This is a genomic window from Mucilaginibacter sp., assembly GCF_039925265.1.
Taxonomy (GTDB): domain Bacteria; phylum Bacteroidota; class Bacteroidia; order Sphingobacteriales; family Sphingobacteriaceae; genus Mucilaginibacter.
The window spans coordinates 140,693-163,222 of the sequence record NZ_JBDSZG010000046.1 but is presented as its reverse complement, the minus strand read 5'-3'; the positions used below and the strand labels follow the sequence as shown (position 1 = coordinate 163,222).

Here is a 22,530-nt window from a genome sequence, read left to right as displayed (position 1 = left end):
TACCGGGGGACTTTTTTTATTTTTGGCCCCATGGCAATCATTCTCTTCGACGATAACGCCCGTAATACCCTTCTGCCTTTAACGTTCACCCGCCCGGTTGCCGATCTGCGCATAGGTATCCTTACCATTGCCGAAAAATGGGGCAAACACCTGGCCCGGGATTTCTCGTTTTACACCGAAGAGTACCTACAGGCAAAGTTTCCGATGGTTGTGGAGAGTGATAATTTTTTCATCAACGGCTCTGTTTGCCCGGATGAAAATCTGGTTGCTATCATTAGCGAATTGCAAACAGGTGAGGCCATCGCCTTAGATGATGTAATGATAGCCGTGCGGCTTAATATGGCCGAAGCCAAAAGTTTCTCGCCTGATCTTTACCTAGCAGGCGCGCTTAAATACGATAGCAAACTCACCCGTATCCAATACCCCGAACATATTTTTAGAAACAATGATGCCGAGCTCCGCAAGGATTTTGCCCTGCTGACCAACGGTCGCACAAGTGCCACCATCAGCAGCAGTAATATCATCATAGGGGATGCATTTTTTGCCGAAGAAGGCGCGCAGGCCGAATGCTGTACGTTCAGCACCCTAAACGGTCCTATTTATTTGGCTAACAACACCGAGGTTTGGGAAGGTACCAACATTCGCGGCCCTTTTGCTTTAGGCGAGTATTCACAGCTGAAAATGGGCACGAAGGTGTACGGCGCTACTACTATTGGCCCTTATTGCCGCATTGGCGGTGAGGTGAACAATGCCGTGGTTTGGGGTTATTCTAACAAAGGCCACGAAGGTTATTTAGGCAACGCCGTAGTAGGCGAGTGGTGTAATTTAGGTGCCGATACCAATAACTCTAATTTAAAGAACAATTATTCGACAGTAAAACTGTGGGATTACAGTACGCAAAGCTATCGGGATACTGGTTTGCAATTTTGTGGCCTTATTATGGCAGATCATGCTAAAAGCGGCATCAATACCATGTTTAATACCGGTACGGTGGTGGGGGTAAACGCCAATGTTTTTGGTGGCGGCTACCCAAGCACGCATATCCCCGATTTTGCCTGGGGAGGCAGCACCGGATTTGAAGAGTATGCCTACGATAAGGCAATGGAAACCACGGCGCGCGTATTTGCCCGCCGTGAGCACCGTACCTTTGACGAAGCAGAGCATAATATATTAAAAACTGTGTTTGAATTAACGAGAGAGGCTGAGAAAGGTTAGTAGGGGTTAAGAGAGGTTGGAAAAGTTAGAAATGAAAATTCTTATCGTCTTCATTAACCTCTGCGACTTTTGTTCCCTTTACAACTTTTGATAACCTTTATAACTTTTAATAACCCTTATAACTTTTACAACAAAAAAATGAGAAAGAAAATTGTAGCCGGAAACTGGAAAATGAACCTTGATTACAGCGAGGGCTTAGCCTTGTTTTCTGAAGTGGTGAACATGGTTAAAGACGAAGCAACAGGCAATCAGCAAGTGGTTGTGTGCAGCCCGTTTATTCACCTGCACAGCCTTGCGGCATTAGCAAAAGGCTATAGCAATGTTGCCATTGGCGCACAAAATGCACACCAGGCCGAATCTGGCGCTTACACCGGCGAAATATCTGCTAAACAAGTAAAATCAACAGGTGCCGAATACGTTATTTTAGGCCACTCGGAGCGCCGCCAGTACTTTGGCGAAAGCAACGAACTGCTTGCCAAAAAAACAGATACAGCGCTTAAAAACGGTTTAAAACCAATCTTCTGTATCGGCGAAACTTTGCAGGAACGCGAAGCTGAAAAACATTTTGATATTATTAAAAGCCAGTTAGCTGAAGGCGTTTTCCATTTAGACGCAGATGCGTTTGGTACGTTGGTTTTAGCTTACGAACCTGTTTGGGCTATTGGTACAGGTGTAACTGCAACATCAGACCAGGCACAGGAGATCCATGCGTTTATCCGTGCGGAAATTGCTGCTAAATATAGCCAGGAAGTTGCTGATGCAACCACCATTCTTTATGGCGGCAGCTGTAATCCTAAAAACGCGGCCGAACTATTTGCCTGCGCAGATATCGATGGCGGCCTGATAGGTGGCGCTTCCCTTAAATCGCGCGATTTTACCGATATTGTTAAAGCGTTTAATTAATTAGATATGAGATGTTAGATATGAGTATTGAGACAAAGAGTTTCGGTCTCATATCTCACATCTCAATACTCCAATCTCCCCCATGAACTACTACGAACTCTTTTTCACTACGATTACTACCGAAGATTACCAGCAGGACCTGCTTATCGCGGCTTTGGGGGAGATAGGTTTTGATACTTTTGAAGAGGTGGAAACCGGCTTTAAGGCCTACATCCAGGTAGATCATTTTAACCAGGAAACGCTTGATGAAACACTCGCTGATTACCGGGAGATGTTTATCTTCAGCTATGAGATCACCCTTATTCCGCAGAAGAACTGGAACGAGGTTTGGGAAAGTAACTTTGAACCGATAGAGGTAAGCGGCCAGGTGTTTGTAAGGGCTACTTTCCATGCCCCTAAGCCGGAATTTCCCTATGAGATCGTTATCGACCCTAAGATGGCCTTTGGTACAGGTCACCATCAAACCACCGCTATGATGATGGCTTTGATGCTTGAAAACGATTTTGCGGGCAAAAACGTGCTGGATATGGGCTGCGGAACAGGTATTTTAGCCATCCTCGCTGCCAAATTAGGCGCTGCGGAACTAACCGCTATCGATAATGATATCGTTTGTTACGAGAGCACTATCGAAAACTCGACGCTGAATAATGTTCAGCATATCAAAGCCTTATGTGGTTCCAAAGAAGCCATCCCAAACGAGCAGTACGATACTATCCTCGCCAATATCAACCGCAATATCCTGCTCGACCAGATGGAGAGCTACTCCAAAGCTTTAAAACCTGGCGGCGAGATCTATTTCAGCGGGTTTTATGAATCGCCCGACCTGGATATCATCATTAACGAAGCCGGTAAGTATGGCCTAAAGTACATCATCCACAAAAAGGACAAAGAGTGGGTGGCGGCGAAATTTATAGTTTAGATTTATACCGATGCTTAGAGCTGTCGTTCTAACGGAGCTACCAAACGCTGGCAACTGCTTTACATTTTTCTACTTAAATTGAGTTATCAAGTTGTGGAAACTTATTGCTTTTGCATCGGAAAAACCATATTTTTAAAGTTCAACCTAACTTATTATGAAGATATTCTATTTCGCCGCTTTGTTTTTATTTCCGCTGTTATCTCTTGCTCAATCAAACTATAAAGTCGGCTACGCTATAAACTTAAAAGGTGATACGCTCAAAGGCTATATCGACTATAAAGAATGGGGGAAGAACCCCACAAGCATACACTTTAAATCTGCATTACGCGAAAAAGCTAAGCTGTTGACTGCTCATGACATAAAATATTTTGAGATTGCGGATAGGGCTGCCTATGAATTATATACAGTTGGCATCAGTATAAATCGTATGGATATTGCATCGCCGCCTTCGTTAAAGGATACTGCATCATCAAATGGAACGGTGTTTTTGAAAATACTTAATACTGGTAAAAACGTTACACTTTATTCGTATGCAGACGGCATTAAAAAGCGATTTTATGTAAAGGAGGGTTCTCAGGATGTACCAGCGGAGTTGGTTTATGGGATATATCAAAACCCAGAAGACCTTAACAACTTTATAGAGCGCAACACCTATCGGAATCAGTTGAGTAAGTTGGCTATCATATATAAGCCAAGTGACGTTAAATTGATGCAACTGGCTCAAAGGGCAGCCTACCGGGGTGACGAATTGGGGGAGATTACGAATAAAGTGAATGGCGACAATGCATCAAAGGTGTCTTATACCTCGGGCAATCCTATTTTTAGGTTATTTGCTGGGGCAGCGCTAAAATCCAGTACCTTAAAGTACCCTGTTAAATCTCTTTATTATGATGCATCACCGTCTACTTCTGTATTCCCGAAAATTACTGCGGGCGTTGATTTGATGGTTAAACCAGATATTGGTAACCTTATTTTACGATTAGAACTTGGCTACACCCAAAGCAACTACGACATTGTTGGCAAGCCCGATCCGCTTTATAACGAAGCTGACCCGATAACTTATAATTTGAAATTAAGAGAAAATGTAATCTCTCTAACGCCGCAATTGGTTTATAATTTTTATAACACTGCGGCCTTAAAGGTATTTGCTGATTTGGGGTACTCGCTAAATATTTTGTCGTTAAGCAAAAACGAGGTTAGTAAAATAAGAGGTGGAAGCCCCATTACTACAGTTACAACGCCGGATAATTTAATTGCAAAGGATTACGCAAGCTTTCAATTTAAAACGGGAATTGTTTTAAATAAACGATTGGAAATTTATGGCGCTTACTATAACAGCGTTGACGCAACCAGGTTGGCTGATATGGCTACTAAATTATCATCATACCAGGTAGGCTTTAATTATTTTTTTGGCCGGGTATCTAAATAAAGCGTAAATAGGATGGGCCCTAAATTCGCCCACCCTATTCAAACTTTATATTCAAGTTAGTATCCTACTGTAAATCTTGATTTTACAAACTGGTTATTTTCCAACTCATCAAATATCGCAACGGCCAAATCGGCTACCGAAATATCATTTTTGCCATGTTCATCAAACACCGGGTTTTCGGTACCTAAACGGAAGGTGCCGGTACGTTCGCCGGGGTGCAGGTTAATGGCGGGGCTCAAGAAGGTCCAATCCAAATCTTCTTCTTTGCGCAGGGCAGCAAGATAATCTCGGGCGGCAGAGGCACCGGCGTAATACTCTTTCGGGAACTGCGGAGAATCTACCAGTTGATGTTCGCCAATATATAAACTACCGGCGCCACCAATAGTCAGGTAGCGTTTTACACCTGCTTTTTTTGTAGCTGCCTGTATGCTGTTGCAGCCTTTTGTAAAATCATCGTACAAGTTTGGGTTTTTCCACCCGGCATTAAAGGCGTTTATAACGGCATCGTGACCGGATAAGGCCGCTGCCAACGCATCTGCATCGTATACATCTGCGGATACGGCGGTTACGCCCGCTGCCTTTTGCACTTTTGCCGTATCACGAACGATGGCGGTTATCTCATACCCGCGCGAAACGCCTTCTGCTACTACCGCGCTGCCTACAAAGCCTGTCGCGCCTATTATTGCTACTTTCATAATTGTGTTTGTTTAATTGTAATTAAATATGTTACAGTTTGTTTTAAATTTTTTTAATTGAATTTGGCTACAAATGCCAGTAAAGTTGTATTCCCCAGCCTTTGCATCAACGCCTTATCTACATCAACATATAGGTCTGTTATATGCTGATTGATCTGCTTGCCGATAGGGCAGGCCGGGTTCGGCTGATTTTTTGCCTGGCCCAAAACAGCTTCAGGTTTTACGGTTTCGTAAATTTCTGCAAGGGTGATCTGCGCGGCAGGCCGGGCGAGGGTATAACCACCGTTCTTTCCTTCCTGACTGCTTACCAGCTTGTTTTTAATAAGATTGCTGAGTTCCTTACGCACCAAAACCGAATTTACATTGATGCTGCCCGCCATATATTCCGACGATAGCATACGCTCCGCACTGCAAAGCAGTGTCATAATATGTAGTGCTATAGGGAACCGTCCGTTCATGTCTTATATGTAATAATTTTTATTACAGTACAAATGTAGGGATGTTTTCTAATAAATCAATACCTTTAAAGTACCCATTAGAAAAATGAACCCCGGTTGACAATGCCGCACACTGGGTTTGTTAAATTTGTATTGTATTAACTTTTAGACCAAAATAGTCAGAAAGTATTAAATGTATCGATATGAAAACTTATCTTGTACCTATCGACTTCTCCGAAGCCGCCTTTAACGCCGCCCACTATGCCGCCCAGCTAAGCCACCAAACCGATGTTGAGCGCATTATACTCATCAACGCTTACTACGTTTCTCCCTATGAATCGCTTTTGCCCAATGCGGATATGATGATGTTGCGCGAGAGCGAAGTAGAAGAGGAAGCCGGCATCCGTATAGGCCAACTGGAGACTTTAAAATATACACTGCAAAGCAGGGTAAAAGAGGGGGTAATTATTCAAACCCGCTTGCATCGCTCGCATTTGCTGCGTGCTGTTGTTGATGCCGTTGCGCAAAACAATGTGGGCCTGGTTATTTTGGGTAGTATTGGCAACAGCACCGTGCGTGAAAAAAATATAGGGATTGGCAGCCATGTAATAGCCATATCAAAAACCTGCCCGGTGCCGGTAATGGTAGTGCCGCCGGCTTATAAATACCAGCGGATTAATACGGCCCTTGTAGCCTGCGACTTTAAAAAAGTGAAAGATAGCGTTCCTGCCGAGGCGTTGCATAAGTTATTGGATAAGAGGAATATTAAGCTTTTAGTGGTGCACGCAGTAGCCAAAGGAAAGCAAGGTGTTGCCGATGCCGAAACACTGGCTGAAGAAACTGCCCTGCACCAAATGCTTAAAGACCTTAAACCTGAATATTATTACATAAACGACCCTGAAATTATTAAGGGCGTGCTTGATTTCGCGGTTGAAAAAGGCGCACAGATGGTGATAGCCTTACCGCATACCTATAGTTTCCTCCAGTCGATATTGCATAACAGTATATCGCAGCAACTGGCTGCAAGTTCGCCGGTTCCTGTGCTGTTGTTAAAGTAACGCGATGTTATTTGTTCTTAAAAAATTATAGCGCCTTAATGCGCTATAAAATGAATTTGCTTTTAACAATATTTTATTAACATCCCTTGATTGACTGCATAGAATTGTATACATTTAGCTGTTTAAAGAATGTTTTGGCGGCAAAATGGGCGATGGTGTTGTTTCACCATAAAACACTAAGGATAAAGAAACTATCTTATGCCGCTACTTTGAAATTTGCCCCGGCAAACAAAAAAGTATTTTTTTTGAACCCCCGATTGAAGGAAAATTAATTTGATGATTAAAAAATTAATTATTATAAATAATATTAGTAATTAGTTTATTATTCAAATTAATTGTAACTTTATTAACTATTGAGAAACCCTTATCCTAATTAACCACATATGAAGACACTTGGAAAAAAAATCCGCTTGTTACGCCACCAAAAAGGCTGGAGCCAGGAAGAAGTAGCTAAGCGATTAGATATCTCTATCCCCGCCTTTTCGAAGATCGAAACCGGAATTACTGACATTAACCTTTCTCGTTTGGAGCAGATCTCTGCTTTGTTTGAGATGTCGGTTGTGCAGTTGCTTACTTATAACGAAACTGAGCACGATCAAAAGATCGCCAGTGAGTTAGAGAACGTTAATAAAAAACTAATGGACCGCGAAACCGAAGTTATCGACCTCCAGAAGAAAGTTATTGAACTTTTTGAAGAATTAAGGCACAAAAAAGTTACTGCATAAGTTTTTGGCCCGGGAGTTATTTTCCGGGCTCAAAAATACATCGCATCGTTAAATGCCTTTTGCCAAATGTAGCGCCTACCGCTGCGTGCATGGCTATCATTTTCTCATTAAAATCACCCACCCACGATAATTCCAGCTCATCATACTGTTTAAGGGGTAAAACGTATTCTTTTAGTTTGATAAAAATGGCCGATTCGAGCCCGTGGTGTTGGAATTTTTGCTTGGTACCCATAACAATAGCCCGCATACGCGATACCCCCTTCCAACGGCGATAAACAAACATCAGCTTACCTATCAGGTTCAATTTGCCGTTTAGCGGCTTTATCAGCTGGTTGGCATCCGGCAGTATCACAATAAAAGACGCGGGCTCGTTGTTGATGTAGGCGAACCATATTAGTCGCTCATCCATAATAGCCTTCATCTTTTCAAAACTCTCCAGGATAGTGGTGTGGTTTATCGGTACAAAATTCTCAAAATCCTGCCAGCCGTCGTTGTATATGTCTAAAAAATCGGCCGCGTATTTCTCAATTTCCTTCGCTTTAAAATGCTCGAAACTGTAGCCCGGCTTTTTGATAACCCAGTTGGCTATTTTGGTGAACCGCTCTGAAAAGGGCTTGTGTACATCCAAATGGTTGGTTATCTGCTCGTATTGCGTTTTAAAACCGTAATCTTCAAAAAAACCTTGGTAGTAAGGCAGGTGGTAGTTCATACCGTAGGATGGTGGGGTAAAGCCCTCTACCAACAGTCCCCAAAAATTATCATTCTCGCCAAAGTTGATGGGGCCGTCCATAGCCTGCATGCCGTTTGCCTGCAACCAGGTTTTTGCGGTATCAAAAAGTAAAAAGGCAGCTTCCTGGCTGTCTATACATTCAAAAAACCCCATGCCACCGGTTGGCTGCTCATAATGGTAAGCTTTGTTTTCGTTGATGAAAGCGGCCACGCGGCCTATAAGCCGGCCATTATAATCAGCCACGATCCAGCGGATGACCTTGCCATGGGTATGGAAGTTGTTGCGGACTGGATCAAAAACGGCTTCGATATCGTTATCGAGCGGGCAAACCCAGTTATCGTCGTTTTTGTAAATAATCCGCGCGACCTCCAGGAACGCTTTTTTATCAGCTTTACTTTTTACTTCGGTTATCTTCATCAGGTAGTAAAATGCCCTTTATAAAAAAAGCATCCAGCGGGCTACTGAATGCTTTGCAAAATATGGTTATGCGGCGGTATTAGTCGTCGTCTTCGTCATCATAGGGGTCAAAAGAGTCGAATCTTCCCAGGTCATCGTCCAGTGGGACATCGTCATCAAAATCATCATCGTCGTCTGCTACTTTTTTGCCTGGCGTTACGTCATCATCCAAGTCGTCATCCTCGTCGTCAGCTATTTTTTTGGTAGCAGGTTTTTTTGGAGTTGCCATTTTAATAAATGTTTATTTGTTAAAATTTTTATCGGTTAACCTAATTGTTTTTAAATGTAAAGGTTGTTGTTGAATAATCAACTTATTAAGAGTAAAAATAATTAAAATCATTTTCAATAAAAACATCTTTTGAATTTATTCTGGAGGCTTGCCAATAGTGCTGGTGCTTTCTGTAAATTCCTTTAGCTGTGGCAGTTCGGTAATGCTGTTTATACCAAAATAGTCCATGAAGAGGGTGCTGGTGCCATAAAGGATGGGCTTGCCAACGCTTTCGGCCTTTCCAGTAATGGCAATTAACTCTTTTTCCAGCAGTTTTTGGATCGAATAATCGCAGTTTACGCCGCGGATCTGCTCCACATCCAGCTTTGTTACCGGCTGTTTATAGGCGATGATGGCAAGAGTTTCCAGCGCTGCCTGGCTCAGTTTCTTTTTAGAGCGCTGCATCTGTAGCAGACTGATAACCGGGTGGAATTTCTTTTTGGTGAGGAATTGGTAACCGTTATTGATCTTTACCACTTCGATGGCATAATGGCTTTCGCCGTACTTGGCGCGGATGGTATCTATATGCTGGTTTACCTCATCGGCGGTAAAATCGTGCTCGAATGCGGCCTGCAGGCAGTACAAAATTTCTTCCATACGGATGCCTTGTTCAGACGCGAAAATGAGTGCCTCGATGTATTGCCCGATATCTTCCATGCGCTGCAAATATATAAGTTAGGCTGAAAGATGAACGACGGAAAGATGAAAGACAGGGAATTTTAAGCGAGAAATTGTCTACATCCAGTGATGCGCTTCTATCTCGTCGGCCAGCAGGTTTAAAACCTCGGCCGGAACCGTGCCACTGTCGTTACAAATGTGGAGGACGTTCTGTTCATCGGGGTTAAAGCCGGCAACCAGTACACCATCCTGGTACACATCAAATTTACAATGATCGTGCGTGTGATGCGGGTAATCGCTTATCTCGAAACGAAAAGTTTCGTCGTCTTTGGTAATGCTAAGATTGTGGCGTTCCATGGTAGATTAACAAGCGGGGGTGGGTTTTGTTCGGGGGAGTTTTCCACCTCGTCATTGCGAGGCACGAAGCAATCTCTAAGCATTGCATAACCACCTTGCAATCGCCATTTGCATGTCGGGAGATTGCTTCGTGCCTCACAATGATGGGCTTGTAAAAGAAGTTGGGCGCTTAATAATTTATCACCTGTTCCTCAATTTCTACGGGCACATCGCGCCAATCGTATTTTTGAGTGCGGAGCTGCGGTTCGAAACCGGCTTCTTTGATAGAATCCTGGATGCCTTTGGCGGTAAAACGATGCGGAGCGCCTGCTGCAGATACCACATTCTCTTCTATCATGATAGAGCCAAAATCGTTTGCGCCGGCGTGCAGGCACAATTGTGCAACCTGCTTGCCTACGGTTAACCAGCTGGCTTGTATGTTTTTAATATTGGGCAGCATAATGCGACTTAAAGCAATCATGCGGATGTATTCATCACCGGTTACGTTGTTGGTAATGCCGCGTACCTTTCTCAGCAACGTACCATCATCCTGGAACGGCCAGGGGATAAAGGCCACAAAGCCGTGATGGCCCTCTGGCTTTTCTGCCTGCACTTCGCGGATCCAAACCAAATGCTCAAAGCGCTCTTCGATGGTTTCGATATGGCCGAACATCATGGTGGCGGAACTTGGCAGGTTGAGCTGATGAGCTGCACGCATTACATCCAGCCACTCTTTGCCACCGCATTTACCCTTAGAGATGAGGCGGCGTACACGGTCGTTCAGGATCTCGGCACCGGCACCTGGGAGGGAATCCAACCCCGATTCCTTCATGGCTTTCAGCACATCGTAATGGCTCATGCCTTCCAGCTTGGCTACGTGGGCAATTTCCGGCGGACCTAAAGAATGCAGCTTTAATTTTGGATAAAGCTGTTTCAGCTCGCGGAAAAGGTCGGTATAAAATTGAAGCCCAAGATCTGGGTGGTGACCGCCTTGTAGCAAAAGCTGGTCGCCGCCGTAGCGGAAGGTTTCTTCAATTTTCTTTTTATAGGTCTCAATATCGGTGATATAAGCATCATCGTGCCCGGGGCGGCGGAAAAAGTTACAGAACTTACAGTTGGCGATGCAAACGTTGGTGGTGTTTACGTTACGGTCTATCTGCCAGGTAACTTTGCCGTGGGGCACCTGGATCTTGCGCAGCTCGTTAGCGGTGTACATAAGGTCGGCAGTGGAGGCGTTATTGTAGAGGTAAACCCCTTCCTCCTGGCTCAAAAAATCGAAAGCTAAAGCGCGCTGCAACAGATCGGCTGTATTCATGTACAAATATACACAGTGGGATGGGAAAGCAGAAAGGTAAATGGCGAAAGGTGGTATTGGGTTGACAAAGCCCTGATTTATATATAGATTTGGTTAACCTAAGACCCATAACCAATGGAACCAAAATTTTTCCGACTTTACTTCCCCGGACTGATTAGCCTGGTTTTTTTGCCGGTGATAGGGGTGAGCATTTACCTTTATAAGGTGAAAGTATCTGCGCGTGTGGGGATGGATGTTGTTTGGTGGAATGATGCAAGCATTAAGAGCTGGAACAAGTACACCAAGCCTAAGTTAAAAATTTCGGACTATAAGGATTTTCAGGTTATTACCCTGGCAGGCGATAAAAAAGACAACGCCAAGGCGCTACAACAACTTGCCTTAAACTGCACCGAACTGATAAAAAAGAACAAAGCCGGTAGTGGCGTTACAGTTAGTCTAACCGACAATGCACAGTACAGCGACCTCGTTAATGTATTGGACTTGGGTTATAGTTTTAAAGGAAAAATAAACTTTATGCCTTATCATGATAAAGTTTATTTTGTGATGCCGTACTACAAAACTGATGAAGGCAGTGTTATAAAGGCAACTCCGCTTTTTATTTGTGGCAATTCCTATGTGTTTATGCGGCAAGATTTGGCCTATCAATCAACAGCACAATTTATAACTACGGTTAAATCACTTTGGCCTACTTCGATACCATTTTTATTAATGATATTTTTTTCTTTTAGAGCACGCAAGCGAAGGAATATGGGTACCTGTTAATAGCCACTCATTACTAAGCCATCACCACTTCCCCCTTATCTAACCTCAAAACCCTGTCCACGCTATCCGGTATCTCGTGCTGATAGTGAGTAACGTATATCAGTGTAACCTTACTGATGCTGCAAATGGCATCTATCACGATTTTAAAGTGAAGCTGCTGATGATCGTCCAGTCCCTGGCAGGGTTCGTCGAAGATTAACAGCGCGGGGTTTTTGATAAGCGCACGAGCCAGCAGGCATAGGCGCTGCGCGCTGGCGGGGATGTTTTTTAATAGTACACGGGCATATTTATCAATCTCCAGGGCTTTCATCCAGCTTAGGGCCATAGCAACTTTGGCCGGACTGCTTTGGCGGAAAAGCCCCAGCGTATCATAAAAGCCCGATTCTATCACCTGCAGGCAGGAGTTATCGGTAGGAAAATACTGGTAAAACTCGGGCGATACAAATCCTATTTTGCTTTTTATATCCCAAATACTTTCGCCGGTACCGCGCTTTTTATCAAACAGTACAATGTCATTGGCGTACGCCTGCGGGTTATCGCCGTTTATTAAACTGAGCAGGGTAGATTTACCCGCGCCGTTTGGCCCCAGCAACGCCCAGCGCTCACCGGGGTTTATGGTCCAGTTAATGTGGTTGAGGATAATCTTTTCACCATACCGGATCACCACATTATTCATAGCCACAATTTTTTTGTAATCGTGCGGCTGCGTATCGGTATTAATGAGGGATGCTAAGGCGGCAGCATCCACATTGGGCTTTTCCGGGAATTGCGTCGCATCAGCCTCAAACGCCGCCCTGGGCATGCTTTTGCTGATAGTACCGTTATTTAATACGGCTACGTTGCTGATGATACCCGGCACTTCATGTGCGGAAGTGGCGACAATTAAGGTGATCCCCGATGCGCCTATTTCGCTCAGCAAGGTATTAAAATACTGGCGGGTGGCTACGTCAAGCCCGGTAAGCGGGTTATCTAATAGCAATAACGTAGGGTTTTTTAGTAAAGCGGCGGCTATCATCAGGCGTTTTGTTTCGCCGTTGGATAGCTTGATCACCTGCTTATCGCGCAGGTGTTGCAGGTTTAGTGCAGATATCGTTTTTTCGAACGACCAGTAAACAGGGGACTGGGTATTGGGTTTGATAACGCGCAAATATTGCTCTGCGGTAAGCGCGTCTTCCGAATCGGTGGAGTTGTAACGCTGCTGGTAATAAAAATTACTGGTGTTTGACAGGTTTTTAAAATGGTGCCTGGCACCTGCGAAAGCAATGTAGGGATGGAAATCAATAGCTGGCTCACCATGCTGGTTGGTAAAGTTATAAGCAACCTTTCCACCGCTGATGCTGATATTGCCCGCTATAACCTGCAACAGTACGCTCTTCCCCGGGCCGCTTTTACCGGTTAGCGCCCAGTGTTGCCCTTTGTTTACGGTAAGGCTTAATTGATCTATGGCCGTATTCCCGGCAAGTTTTACAATAACTTTATTTAGCGAAAACAGAAAATTCATATCAGGGGCTAAATTTACATTCTTTTAAAGCACGGTGCCCATATTTTCTAATTAATGTATGCTTGACATTAATTAAAAACTGTTTTAATTTTCTTATTAATTATGTTTTAATAAAATTTCATCTTTTTTTCATTAAACTGTTTTTTTTTTCATAACCAATCTTTAAATTAGTAGAACCTATCTGAGAAACAGCATATTTGAGCCGGGACTACCAACCTAAATAATTATTAACGGTGCTTGCACCTGCTAATTTCTTGAAATGAATTTACTATTGATACTCGAAACGGTGGTACCACTGTTTTTAATGAGTTTTTTTATTGTATTGATTGCTGTACGCTTTTTGCCTGCAGAAGCCAATAATATAGAGGAAAACTAGGCTAATCTCCGCTTTTTAAAATCGGGTGCGATTATTGTATGAGATTTTTTACAAAAATCTATCAATAGTTTACCATGAAAAAACTTAACTTTTTATTATTTGCAGTGGCATTATTTGCCCTCAGTAGCTGCTCGGTCATAAGCGGCATATTTAAAGCCGGCGCGGCGGTTGGTGTTATAGCCGTTATCGTTATCATCGGCATTATCCTCTGGATCATTTCTGCATTCAGGGGGAAACAATAAACAAAGTTTTATAAATTAACTATGAAATATTGTTTCTTAATTGAAACAATATTTTTTTTATGCGGTTTTATTTATTAAAGAGGATAAGTTATGGAAAATACAAAAGCAACTGTAGAAACCCTGAACGACCTGGTTTTGATAAATAACGACCGGATAGCAGGTTTTGAGCGCGCAATCAATGAGTTAAAAGATGACGGCGCTGATCTTAAAAACACCTTTGTGAATTTTATTGGCGATAGCCACCGGTTTAAAATGGAAATTGCTACCGAAATAGCCGCTCTTGGTAAGGATATTGAAACCGGTACATCAACCAGTGGCAAACTGCACCGTACCTGGCTGGATCTGAAGGCTGCCTTTAACGGGCATAGTACGCACAGTATTTTAGAGGAATGTGAATTTGGCGAAGATGCCATAAAGAAAACCTATCAAACCGCACTCGACGGAGAAGCCTTGCCTGCCTACATTCGCGAACTGCTTACCCGGCAGCAAAGCAATTTAAAAGCCGCGCATGATACCGTAAAAGCCTTGCGTGACGGCGTTCTGCATTAAAATATTGGCTGTTAAGACACAAAAAAGAGCATCCTATAGAATGCTCTTTTTTTTATTTTCCGCTATCGCATGCCTACCTATTAAATTTAAGATCTATTAAACGCCAGCTGGTGGTATCGGCCCAGGCACCTCCAGCATAGCTGAGGTTTATTTGCCAGTTCGTTTTAACAAATTGGCCCGTGCTGTCCTGCGCGTTTACGTAGGATGAGATGTGATATGCGTTTTGGGCCGTATCTATTTCTGCATCGAAGTTATGATTGCTGAATGTTGCGGCACGTGTTAGCTTATTTTTTACAAATGATTTAGCAACCGTAAAGGCTTCCAGTTTATTTGGTTTGCGGTTTACGTACACCCGTTTGTTTTTAAAGATGCGCAAAAGTGCTACACCAAATACAACAGCAAACAGAATGGTGAAAATGGTAGCCACTCTTATACGCGGGTGTTGCTTCCGGTGTGTACTCATTTTTTCTTCTTCGTTGAGTTTATTCCAATCCCTGTATCTCATATAAACTACGCTTTCAGCAATAAACAAATACCGGCATAAATGTTTTACATGAATTTATGTCAACAAAAAAGCCCTTCGGAATAAACCGGAGGGCTTTTTTGTTTAAAAAAATGAATTACATTTTTTTAGCTGTGTCCATTTTAGCTGTGTCCATTTTAGCTGTATCCATCTTTGCTGAATCCATTTTAGCTGAATCCATTGCAGCTGAATCTGCAGCAGCAGCGTCAGTTTTACCTTTACAAGCAACAGCAGATACCGCGATAGCTAAGGCTAAAAAGCCAATTTTGAATGCATTTTTCATGTTTGTGTTTTTTTAAGTGATTTAATAGTTTTCACAGCTTAATACTCAAAACAAAAAAAGGTAACCCAAGTATTTTAAAAAAATACACGGATCACCTTTTTTATTGAAAAACTAATGAATCTTAAAACCTTTAAAGGCTAAGATTATTTTTTAATAGTGTCTTTCTCAGTAACTACAACAGTTGTATCTTTTACTGTAGAATCAACTTTAACAGTTGAATCAACTTTAACAGTAGTGTCTTTTACAGTTGTATCTGCACCTTCAGAAGCAGTTTTACCTTTACAAGCTACAGCAGAAACAGAGATAGCTAAAGCTAAAACCGCAAGTTTGAATGAATTTTTCATGTTTTTTTGTTTTGGGAGTTATAAATATATTTATTCTTACGCTGGTTAATACCGGAAACCTAAAAAGGTAACCCGTTATTTTAAATTATTTTTTAGTTGTGTCTTTTTTAGTGGTATCAACAACCAAAACAGTGTCTTTTTTGGTCGAATCAACTACGGTAGTCGTTTTTGTGATTGTAGAATCTATGCTTGTGCTATCAACTACATCTTTTTTTGCTTCGCCACCGCAGGCAGCAGCAGAAACGGCTATTACTAAAGTTACAATTGCTAATTTGAATGAATTTTTCATGATCAGTGTTTTGTTAAATGTTTACCTTAATGTCTCAACTTTAAAAGTTAACCTTTCAAGTTTTAAATATTAAACTTATAGACTTTGTAGTTAATACTTAAAACTTGAAAAGGTAACCTTTCGATTTTGATTATTTTTTTATAGAATCAATTTTTAACGAATCGGCTTTCACTGTAACCGAATCTTTTTTGAGGGTATCGGTCACGTTAAGTGAGTCGATCTTTTCGGTTTCTTCGGTTTTTGGTTTTGGCGGATCGCAGGCGATGATGGTGGCAGATGCTACAAAAGCCACCAGGGCAAGTTTGAATAGATTTTTCATGATTGATTTGACTTTGGTATTAATATACCGAACATGAAAAAGGTAACCCTATCGAAAAAAAGGAGACAAATGGGTTGAATGATATCGAACACCGAATGTTGAATATCGAATGATGAGGGGGGATTTCGGTGTTCGATATTAAATTTTACGGTTTCTTCACGGTATCGGTACCGCCCGAACCCGACCTGTCCAGCCCTGTATCAGCCGATATTGCCGAACCGTTTGAACCCGGTGCCGGTGAAACAGGCGCTTTGGTAGAATCGGCCATTACGGATGTATCGGCCTTAAGCGAATCGGAATGTTGGCCGCCATGGTCACCGCCACATGCCGTGGCTGCTATCGCGATAGCTAAAGCCGCGAATGTGCACTTAATGGAATTTTTCATAGTGGATGTTTTAACGTTTGTAAGTATTTAAATACAAGTTTAATACCCATCCAAATTCAATTATTATGCCACAGGCCGCTAAAGCTCTCAAATATTAACCCGATATTGCAGGTTAATTCCGGCGGTTTTTGCCGCCTTTACAGCATAGAAACGGGCGATTTTCCGTTCAAAAAAAATAGTTGATAATATTGGGTTACAATTTAGTATAAAGCGTATTAAGTAGTGAATAATCATTTAAATGTGGAGATACCGGCGGATAGTGAAGTAATACTGGGTATACTTAATAATTCCGAAGTTGTTCTTAAAAAGCTTTACCTGGCTTACTTTCCAATGATATTGCAATTGGTTATCAATAATAACGGTAACGAAGACGATGCAAAGGATGTTTACCAGGAGGCGATCATAGTTCTTTATAATAAGGTTAAACGGGGCGATTTTGAACTGAGCAGCAAGCTTAAAACTTATATCTACTCCATCTGCAGGCGGCTTTGGCTTAAACGTTTAAAGCAAATGAACCGGTACGGTGGCGATATAAAGGATTTTGAAGATTACCTGCCGGTGGAGGATGAGGTTGAAAAGCACCAGGAGCGAGACTTGCAGCTCAACAAAATGGGCGAGGCGCTTAAAATGCTTGGCGAACCCTGCAAAACCATTATGGAAGACTTTTACATGCACAATAAATCGATGCAGGACATCTGCGAACGGTTTGGATATACAAACGCGGATAACGCGAAGACGCAGAAATACAAATGCCTGCAAAGGCTAAAAAAATTGTTTTTTCAGCAACAATAGAAAGAGGGGCGAAGAATGAAAAATGATCAACTATTAGAGATGATCGAACGTTACCTAAACGGCGAGATGACCGTTGAAGAACGTGCGGAATTTGATGCATTACGTAACAAGGATGCAGCGGTTGAAACAAAACTGGAGGAGCATAAACACTTCACCGGCTTACTAAAGCAGTATAACGACAGGCATACGATGGAGCTAAGGCTAAACGCCATCCATGATGAGATAGATGTGCATACACTCGCGCATGATCTGATGGCGCACCCATCAATCGTGGTACGTTTATGGCGCCAACATCACTCCAAAATATCGGTAGCGGCTTCTATAGCCATATTTGCTACTTTGCTTACTTTGTTTTTTACAGGTTATTTAAGCAATAAGAAAGCCGATTATCAACAACTTGTAAGTAAAGTTAACCAGGTTGAAAACTCAACTAAGAAACTTGAGGTTAAAACAAACGACCTTATTAAAAGAGGTGGAAAAACAGGCCCAATTATTACTGCAAAGTACCGCGGAACAGGATTTGCCTTATCGTCTAACGGTTATATTTTGACCAATCTCCATGTTGTAAATGGCGCAGATTCAGTGTATGTGCAAAACGCTGATGGCGAATCTTTCCATACCAAGGTTATTGCTACCGATGCCAGCCACGATATAGCGGTATTACAAATAAACGACCCTGCTTTTAAAAACCTTGGGACCGTTCCTTACGGTTTCAAAAAAGGAAAAAGCGAGTTGGGCGAAGATGTTTATACATATGGATACCCTACAGACGCTGTAGTTTTTGGTCCCGGGGCGTTAACGTCTGACGTAGGTTTTCAAGGCGATACGGCAGAATATACGGTATCCGTTCCCGTGAATCAAGGGAATAGTGGTGGCCCGCTTTTCGATTCCAAAGGTAATGTGATTGGTATTATCAGCGGAAGGCAAACCCAAACACAGGGCGTTGCGTTTGCTAAAAAATCTGCATTATTCTTAAAGACTATCCAGGATATTCCTGCAGACTCTTTAAAAAACACCCCATTAATTTTGAATACTAAAAATACTTTAGCGGGTTTAAATCGTACACAGCAGCTTAAAAAACTGAAAAACTACGTGTTTATAGTGAAAGTTTATAACCAGTAACATCCAAAAAAATCAATATGAAGAGGAGAGACGAGAAATTGCTTCTCCTTTTTTTTGTTATACGGTTTTGGGATGATGAATTGCCACTCCACCAGCGATAGGGATGTGAGCGGATACCGGCCTCGTGGCTAAGGCCTGTGCAGTATGAGCGTATGAGCCCGGGCCAAAGGCATCGCCCATATCTTAATCAGAACTTCCAGAACATTGTCTGAACTCGAATTTAAGGAAAAGAATTTTCAGAATTTAAACAAAGCATACTAATCTGCATTGCTCTCTAACCTCTAACCAGCTACCTATCCACTTCCCCCAGCACAAAATCCAAAGATCCAATGGTGGCAATCAGATCGGCAATCATCACGCCTTTGCCCAATTCTTCCAATACGGAGAGGTTACAAAAACTCGGTCCACGGGATTTTACGCGGAATGGGATCTCTTTGCGGTCGCTGTCATGTATAAAATAAAAACCCAGTTCGCCTTTGGTACCTTCGGCGCGCATGTAGTAATCTTGTGGTTTCGGGGTAAGCTTACGGGGCAATTTGGCACGCGGGTCGAAATCCGGGGTGCGTTTCAGCTCTTTTTGCAGGCGGTTAAGGCACTGCTCAATTATTTTAAGCGATTCGTCAACCTCATCCACCCTAACTTTATACCTGTCCCAGCAATCGCCGGTTTTACCCATCTGGCCTGTGCCAACAGGCACCTCGAACTCCAGTTCGGGGTAAGCAGAGTAATTATCGATGCGGCGCAAATCGTACTTCAATCCCGAGCCGCGCAACACCGGGCCGCTGCAACCGTAGTTTATGGCCACATCCAGGGGCAGCACGCCGACGTTAGCGGTGCGACTAATAAAAATCTGGTTATCGGTAAGCAGGCGGTTAAGCTCTACCATTTTGGGTTTAAAGTAATCCAGGAACTCGCGGCAGCGTTCTTCAAAACCCACCGGCAGATCGTAAAACAAGCCGCCCACCCATATATAATTATACAGCATGCGCGAGCCGGAGGCCCATTCCAGCATGCCCATGATATGTTCGCGGTCGCGGAAACACCAAAGGAAGGGGGTAAAGGCGCCGATATCGATGCCGTAGGTGCCAATGGCTATCAGGTGCGACGCGATGCGGTTTAGCTCGCAAACCAGCACGCGGATGTATTCTATACGTTTTGGGATATCCTTATCAATGCCCAGCATGCGTTCCACACCCATTACCCAGGCGTGGCTGTTGTTCATAGATGCGAGGTAATCCATCCTATCGGTAAAAGGGATGGTTTGCTGATAGGTAAGCGATTCGGCGTGTTTTTCAAAACAGCGGTGCAGGTAACCGATATGAGGGATAACCTCCTTAACGATCTCGCCATCAGTGATCAGCTCCAGCCGCAAAACCCCATGCGTAGAGGGGTGCTGCGGCCCCATGTTCAGCACCATGTCTTCAACGGCAGCGTCTGTTATCTTTTTGTGATAACTTTCGAGGGCGGTACTATATTTGGGATTTGAAGTCAATGTTATTTCGGATTTCGGATGTTCGATTTCGGATTTATTTATTTTTTGATTTGTCGATTTTGGAAATTCTTTGATTTTCTTTGGCCGTTTTCCCGATTGCGGTGAAAATTGCCGTCAATTCATTTGCTTCATTTAAAAAGTATTTTACTTGTTCAAACTTCACTAAATCAGCCTCGTGCATAACTTCCAACCAATACATCGATTCGTCGGCCTCTTCCTCTACAATTACGATTTTATTAATGAAATCCGGAATTGATTTACCACGGCAAGCAGCCCGGTAATTAGCACCGATAGACGAGGAGCAACGTATTAATTGATTAACACAAACATTCATTGCTTTACCATTCGGTAAACTTTCAACAAACTTAATAATGTCTACAGTGAATTTTTTTGTCCTCTTTTTTAATTCGACTTTATCCATCTCAAAATCAAAAATAATTCTTCCGTAAATCCGAAATCGAACATCCGAATTCCGAAATCATTTAATCTATTTTTATCCCCTTATAATACTCCGCATTTTGATAATCTTTTCTCAACGGAAACCCTTCCCAATCATCAGGCATTAAAAGCCTGCGTAAGTCCGGGTGGCCATCAAAATAGATACCCAGCATATCATACGCTTCGCGTTCGTGCCAATCGGCAGCGCGATAAACGGAGGCGATGCTGGGAAAGGAGGGAAGTTCTTCCAGATCGCGGTCGTTAGGTTTGCTGATCTTTAAAACCAACTGCAAATTATACGGGATAGACGATAAATGATACACCACACCAAAGCGGCCGGCTTCCACGCCATAATCTACCCCGCTCAGGCAGCTCAGGAAATCAAAGTATGTACGCGGGTTATTGCGCAGCTCCAGGCAAACCTCGGCTATCCGGTCAGCCTCAATAAGCAAGGCCGGCTGCATCCCGCCGCGTTCTTCGCCGGTTATGATGCCATCGCCAAACTTTTCGGTAAGCAATAATTTGATCTCGTCGAAACTCATGGCGCCAGGCGAACTATCTTCCAGGTTTTGTTATCGGTTTTTTTGTAAACTATCCTATCGTGCAAACGGCTGCGGCGACCTTGCCAAAATTCGATCAGGCGCGGGCGGAGCACATATCCACCCCAAAAAGATGGTTTTGGTATTTCTTTATCGGCATATTCTGCTTCCAGTTCTGCCATTTTTTGTTCCAGCATTTCGCGGCCGCTAATTTCCTGGCTCTGTGGAGAAACCACCGCGCCAAGCTGGCTCTTTTTTGGGCGGGAATGGAAATATTTTTCAGAATAATCGCGGTCGAGTTTTTCTATCGTTCCTTCCACACGGATCTGGCGTTCCATATCGCCCCAGTGGAATATTAAGGCACCCAGCGGGTTTTTGGCTATCTCTTTACCTTTGCGACTAAGGTAATTTGTGTAGAATTTAAAGCCATCATCGCTAAAGCCTTTCAGCAAAACAATACGTGCCGACGGGCGGCCATCATGCGTGGCAGTGGCCAAAGTCATGGCGTTTGGCTCATGTACTTTGTAGTTAATTGCCTCGTTAAACCACTTATCAAACTGGCGCATCGGGTTGGCGTCTACATCGGTTTCGTTTAGCGAAGCCGCATTGTAATCCTGCCTTAAATTTTCTATATCTTGCTCGTTCATTATCGCAAACTTACAAATTAATTATACCGTACATATTGTATAAGTGTTCATTTTAAATGATATTGAACATAATTTTACAATTGGCGTTATAACATAATAAATTTTACACCCATGCTTAGTCAAATTCCGGCAGCCGCAGGGCGCTTATTAATATCAGAACCATTTATGCCCGACCCGAACTTTAAGCGGTCGGTTATTATCCTTACCGAGTATTCGCCGGCCGGCGCTATGGGTTTTATTCTGAACCACCAAACCGACTATATGCTGGGCGATATCCTACCTGATGTATCTTATTCGGAGATCCCGGTTTATATGGGCGGCCCCGTAGCAGAAAATACCTTGCACTACATTCATCGCTGCCCCGACAAAATTGAAGGCGGCATTGAAATAGCGGAAGGCGTTTTTTGGGGGGGCGATTTTGACAAGATAAAGGAGCTGATAACCAATTATCAGCTTACGGAAGATGAGATAAAATTCTTTACCGGCTACAGCGGCTGGACGCCCGACCAACTGGATAACGAATTACGCGAAGACGCCTGGATAGTGACCAATAAATTTGAGGCAGACGCCGTTTTTGCCAACAACGAGCATAACCTCTGGAAAGAAACCGTTATTAGCCTTGGCCAGCGCTACGCCCACATCGCCAATTTCCCGGAGAACCCAACGTTGAATTAGATGGTGAGTGGTGGAGTAGTGAGTAGTGAGTAGTTTGAGAGGAAGCAATTCACTACCGCGTCATTGCGAGGAACGAAGCAACCTCTCGATAGACTGGTAGACAATATGCGTGGTCGCTTTTCCTTTTTAGAGCTTGCTTGGTTCCTCG

30 protein-coding genes are annotated in these 22,530 nt (G+C 43.1%); 12 read left to right on the top strand and 18 right to left on the bottom strand.

Annotated features, from left to right (window positions below):
- The first annotated feature begins 30 nt into the window (after positions 1 to 30).
- The 4 genes from ABIX36_RS21130 (at position 31) to ABIX36_RS21115 (ending at position 4,466) form a co-directional block, all read left to right on the top strand.
- On the top strand, positions 31 to 1,215 hold the full coding sequence (locus ABIX36_RS21130) for a putative sugar nucleotidyl transferase (protein WP_348084159.1): 1,185 nt from the start codon (positions 31 to 33) through the stop codon (positions 1,213 to 1,215).
- Positions 1,216 to 1,353: 138 nt separating this feature from the next.
- Complete coding sequence (gene tpiA / locus ABIX36_RS21125; protein WP_348084158.1) at positions 1,354 to 2,118, top strand: triose-phosphate isomerase; 765 nt, start codon at positions 1,354 to 1,356, stop codon at positions 2,116 to 2,118.
- Between the two features lie 82 nt (positions 2,119 to 2,200).
- Complete coding sequence (prmA, locus tag ABIX36_RS21120) at positions 2,201 to 3,037, top strand: 50S ribosomal protein L11 methyltransferase (RefSeq protein ID WP_348084157.1); 837 nt, start codon at positions 2,201 to 2,203, stop codon at positions 3,035 to 3,037.
- 154 nt (positions 3,038 to 3,191) lie between these two features.
- Positions 3,192 to 4,466 carry a hypothetical protein gene (locus tag ABIX36_RS21115; protein WP_348084156.1) on the top strand — a complete coding sequence of 425 codons (1,275 nt, stop codon included), beginning with the start codon at positions 3,192 to 3,194 and terminating at the stop codon, positions 4,464 to 4,466.
- Between the two features lie 56 nt (positions 4,467 to 4,522).
- Here ABIX36_RS21115 and ABIX36_RS21110 read toward each other — a convergent pair whose 3' ends face one another.
- Together ABIX36_RS21110 and ABIX36_RS21105 are read right to left on the bottom strand one after the other, a co-directional pair.
- On the bottom strand, positions 4,523 to 5,161 hold the full coding sequence (locus ABIX36_RS21110; protein WP_348084155.1) for an NAD(P)H-binding protein: 639 nt from the start codon (positions 5,159 to 5,161) through the stop codon (positions 4,523 to 4,525).
- A gap of 53 nt (positions 5,162 to 5,214) precedes the next feature.
- Positions 5,215 to 5,619 carry an Rrf2 family transcriptional regulator gene (locus ABIX36_RS21105; protein WP_348084154.1) on the bottom strand — a complete coding sequence of 135 codons (405 nt, stop codon included), beginning with the start codon at positions 5,617 to 5,619 and terminating at the stop codon, positions 5,215 to 5,217.
- 182 nt (positions 5,620 to 5,801) lie between these two features.
- Here ABIX36_RS21105 and ABIX36_RS21100 point away from each other — a divergent pair, with 182 nt between their 5' ends.
- Together ABIX36_RS21100 and ABIX36_RS21095 are read left to right on the top strand one after the other, a co-directional pair.
- Positions 5,802 to 6,656, top strand: a complete 855-nt coding sequence (locus ABIX36_RS21100) for a universal stress protein (protein ID WP_348084153.1) — start codon at positions 5,802 to 5,804, stop codon at positions 6,654 to 6,656.
- Between the two features lie 383 nt (positions 6,657 to 7,039).
- A complete protein-coding gene (locus tag ABIX36_RS21095) occupies positions 7,040 to 7,381 on the top strand; it encodes a helix-turn-helix transcriptional regulator (RefSeq protein ID WP_348084152.1) in 342 nt (113 codons plus the stop codon).
- A gap of 16 nt (positions 7,382 to 7,397) precedes the next feature.
- On the opposite strand, the gene ABIX36_RS21090 is transcribed toward ABIX36_RS21095, so the two are convergent.
- From ABIX36_RS21090 to mqnC, 5 genes are all read right to left on the bottom strand, one after another.
- Positions 7,398 to 8,528: a GNAT family N-acetyltransferase gene (locus ABIX36_RS21090; protein ID WP_348084151.1), complete on the bottom strand. Its 1,131-nt coding sequence runs from the start codon at positions 8,526 to 8,528 to the stop codon at positions 7,398 to 7,400.
- A 79-nt stretch (positions 8,529 to 8,607) separates the two neighbouring features.
- A complete protein-coding gene (locus tag ABIX36_RS21085; RefSeq protein WP_348084150.1) occupies positions 8,608 to 8,796 on the bottom strand; it encodes a hypothetical protein in 189 nt (62 codons plus the stop codon).
- A gap of 135 nt (positions 8,797 to 8,931) precedes the next feature.
- Positions 8,932 to 9,492: an SMC-Scp complex subunit ScpB gene (gene scpB, locus ABIX36_RS21080; RefSeq protein WP_348084149.1), complete on the bottom strand. Its 561-nt coding sequence runs from the start codon at positions 9,490 to 9,492 to the stop codon at positions 8,932 to 8,934.
- Between the two features lie 78 nt (positions 9,493 to 9,570).
- Positions 9,571 to 9,810, bottom strand: coding sequence for a hypothetical protein (locus ABIX36_RS21075; RefSeq protein WP_348084148.1), 240 nt, complete (start codon positions 9,808 to 9,810; stop codon positions 9,571 to 9,573).
- Positions 9,811 to 9,979: 169 nt separating this feature from the next.
- On the bottom strand, positions 9,980 to 11,104 hold the full coding sequence (gene mqnC, locus ABIX36_RS21070) for a cyclic dehypoxanthinyl futalosine synthase (protein WP_348084147.1): 1,125 nt from the start codon (positions 11,102 to 11,104) through the stop codon (positions 9,980 to 9,982).
- 114 nt (positions 11,105 to 11,218) lie between these two features.
- On the opposite strand from mqnC, the gene ABIX36_RS21065 reads away from it, so the two are divergent.
- Positions 11,219 to 11,866 (top strand): hypothetical protein, encoded by a 648-nt coding sequence (locus ABIX36_RS21065; RefSeq protein WP_348084146.1) that lies wholly within the window; start codon positions 11,219 to 11,221, stop codon positions 11,864 to 11,866.
- A 13-nt stretch (positions 11,867 to 11,879) separates the two neighbouring features.
- Here the strand turns inward: ABIX36_RS21065 and ABIX36_RS21060 are convergent, their stop codons facing one another.
- Positions 11,880 to 13,367: an ATP-binding cassette domain-containing protein gene (locus tag ABIX36_RS21060; RefSeq protein WP_348084145.1), complete on the bottom strand. Its 1,488-nt coding sequence runs from the start codon at positions 13,365 to 13,367 to the stop codon at positions 11,880 to 11,882.
- Between the two features lie 450 nt (positions 13,368 to 13,817).
- On the opposite strand from ABIX36_RS21060, the gene ABIX36_RS21055 reads away from it, so the two are divergent.
- A complete protein-coding gene (locus ABIX36_RS21055; RefSeq protein ID WP_348084144.1) occupies positions 13,818 to 13,985 on the top strand; it encodes a lipoprotein in 168 nt (55 codons plus the stop codon).
- 90 nt (positions 13,986 to 14,075) lie between these two features.
- Positions 14,076 to 14,534, top strand: coding sequence for a PA2169 family four-helix-bundle protein (locus ABIX36_RS21050; protein ID WP_348084143.1), 459 nt, complete (start codon positions 14,076 to 14,078; stop codon positions 14,532 to 14,534).
- A gap of 73 nt (positions 14,535 to 14,607) precedes the next feature.
- Here the strand turns inward: ABIX36_RS21050 and ABIX36_RS21045 are convergent, their stop codons facing one another.
- The 6 genes from ABIX36_RS21045 to ABIX36_RS21020 all read right to left on the bottom strand — a co-directional run bounded on the left by ABIX36_RS21045 (position 14,608) and on the right by ABIX36_RS21020 (position 16,677).
- Positions 14,608 to 15,039 carry a hypothetical protein gene (locus tag ABIX36_RS21045; protein ID WP_348084142.1) on the bottom strand — a complete coding sequence of 144 codons (432 nt, stop codon included), beginning with the start codon at positions 15,037 to 15,039 and terminating at the stop codon, positions 14,608 to 14,610.
- A gap of 115 nt (positions 15,040 to 15,154) precedes the next feature.
- Entirely contained in the window at positions 15,155 to 15,340 is a 186-nt protein-coding gene (locus ABIX36_RS21040; protein ID WP_348084141.1) for a hypothetical protein, read from the bottom strand.
- A 143-nt stretch (positions 15,341 to 15,483) separates the two neighbouring features.
- Positions 15,484 to 15,684 carry a hypothetical protein gene (locus ABIX36_RS21035; RefSeq protein WP_348084140.1) on the bottom strand — a complete coding sequence of 67 codons (201 nt, stop codon included), beginning with the start codon at positions 15,682 to 15,684 and terminating at the stop codon, positions 15,484 to 15,486.
- Between the two features lie 85 nt (positions 15,685 to 15,769).
- On the bottom strand, positions 15,770 to 15,973 hold the full coding sequence (locus ABIX36_RS21030; RefSeq protein WP_348084139.1) for a hypothetical protein: 204 nt from the start codon (positions 15,971 to 15,973) through the stop codon (positions 15,770 to 15,772).
- 130 nt (positions 15,974 to 16,103) lie between these two features.
- Positions 16,104 to 16,292, bottom strand: a complete 189-nt coding sequence (locus tag ABIX36_RS21025) for a hypothetical protein (RefSeq protein ID WP_348084138.1) — start codon at positions 16,290 to 16,292, stop codon at positions 16,104 to 16,106.
- A gap of 145 nt (positions 16,293 to 16,437) precedes the next feature.
- Positions 16,438 to 16,677 carry a hypothetical protein gene (locus ABIX36_RS21020; RefSeq protein WP_348084137.1) on the bottom strand — a complete coding sequence of 80 codons (240 nt, stop codon included), beginning with the start codon at positions 16,675 to 16,677 and terminating at the stop codon, positions 16,438 to 16,440.
- Positions 16,678 to 16,899: 222 nt separating this feature from the next.
- Here ABIX36_RS21020 and ABIX36_RS21015 point away from each other — a divergent pair, with 222 nt between their 5' ends.
- On the top strand, positions 16,900 to 17,469 hold the full coding sequence (locus tag ABIX36_RS21015) for a sigma-70 family RNA polymerase sigma factor (protein ID WP_348084136.1): 570 nt from the start codon (positions 16,900 to 16,902) through the stop codon (positions 17,467 to 17,469).
- Between the two features lie 15 nt (positions 17,470 to 17,484).
- Positions 17,485 to 18,591, top strand: a complete 1,107-nt coding sequence (locus ABIX36_RS21010) for a serine protease (RefSeq protein ID WP_348084135.1) — start codon at positions 17,485 to 17,487, stop codon at positions 18,589 to 18,591.
- Positions 18,592 to 18,880: 289 nt separating this feature from the next.
- Here the strand turns inward: ABIX36_RS21010 and ABIX36_RS21005 are convergent, their stop codons facing one another.
- The 4 genes from ABIX36_RS21005 to pdxH form a co-directional block, all read right to left on the bottom strand.
- Complete coding sequence (locus tag ABIX36_RS21005) at positions 18,881 to 20,008, bottom strand: NADH-quinone oxidoreductase subunit D (RefSeq protein ID WP_348084216.1); 1,128 nt, start codon at positions 20,006 to 20,008, stop codon at positions 18,881 to 18,883.
- Between the two features lie 109 nt (positions 20,009 to 20,117).
- Positions 20,118 to 20,504 (bottom strand): four helix bundle protein, encoded by a 387-nt coding sequence (locus ABIX36_RS21000; protein WP_348084134.1) that lies wholly within the window; start codon positions 20,502 to 20,504, stop codon positions 20,118 to 20,120.
- A gap of 61 nt (positions 20,505 to 20,565) precedes the next feature.
- The gene (locus tag ABIX36_RS20995; protein WP_348084133.1) at positions 20,566 to 21,063 is read right to left on the bottom strand and encodes an NADH-quinone oxidoreductase subunit C; all 498 of its coding nucleotides are present in this window, start codon (positions 21,061 to 21,063) and stop codon (positions 20,566 to 20,568) included.
- Positions 21,060 to 21,707 carry a pyridoxamine 5'-phosphate oxidase gene (gene pdxH, locus ABIX36_RS20990; RefSeq protein WP_348084132.1) on the bottom strand — a complete coding sequence of 216 codons (648 nt, stop codon included), beginning with the start codon at positions 21,705 to 21,707 and terminating at the stop codon, positions 21,060 to 21,062. The genes ABIX36_RS20995 and pdxH overlap by 4 nt, the downstream gene beginning before the upstream one ends.
- Positions 21,708 to 21,818: 111 nt before the next feature.
- Between pdxH and ABIX36_RS20985 the strand changes: the two genes are divergently transcribed.
- Positions 21,819 to 22,382, top strand: a complete 564-nt coding sequence (locus tag ABIX36_RS20985; protein WP_348084131.1) for a YqgE/AlgH family protein — start codon at positions 21,819 to 21,821, stop codon at positions 22,380 to 22,382.
- Positions 22,383 to 22,530: the final 148 nt, after the last annotated feature.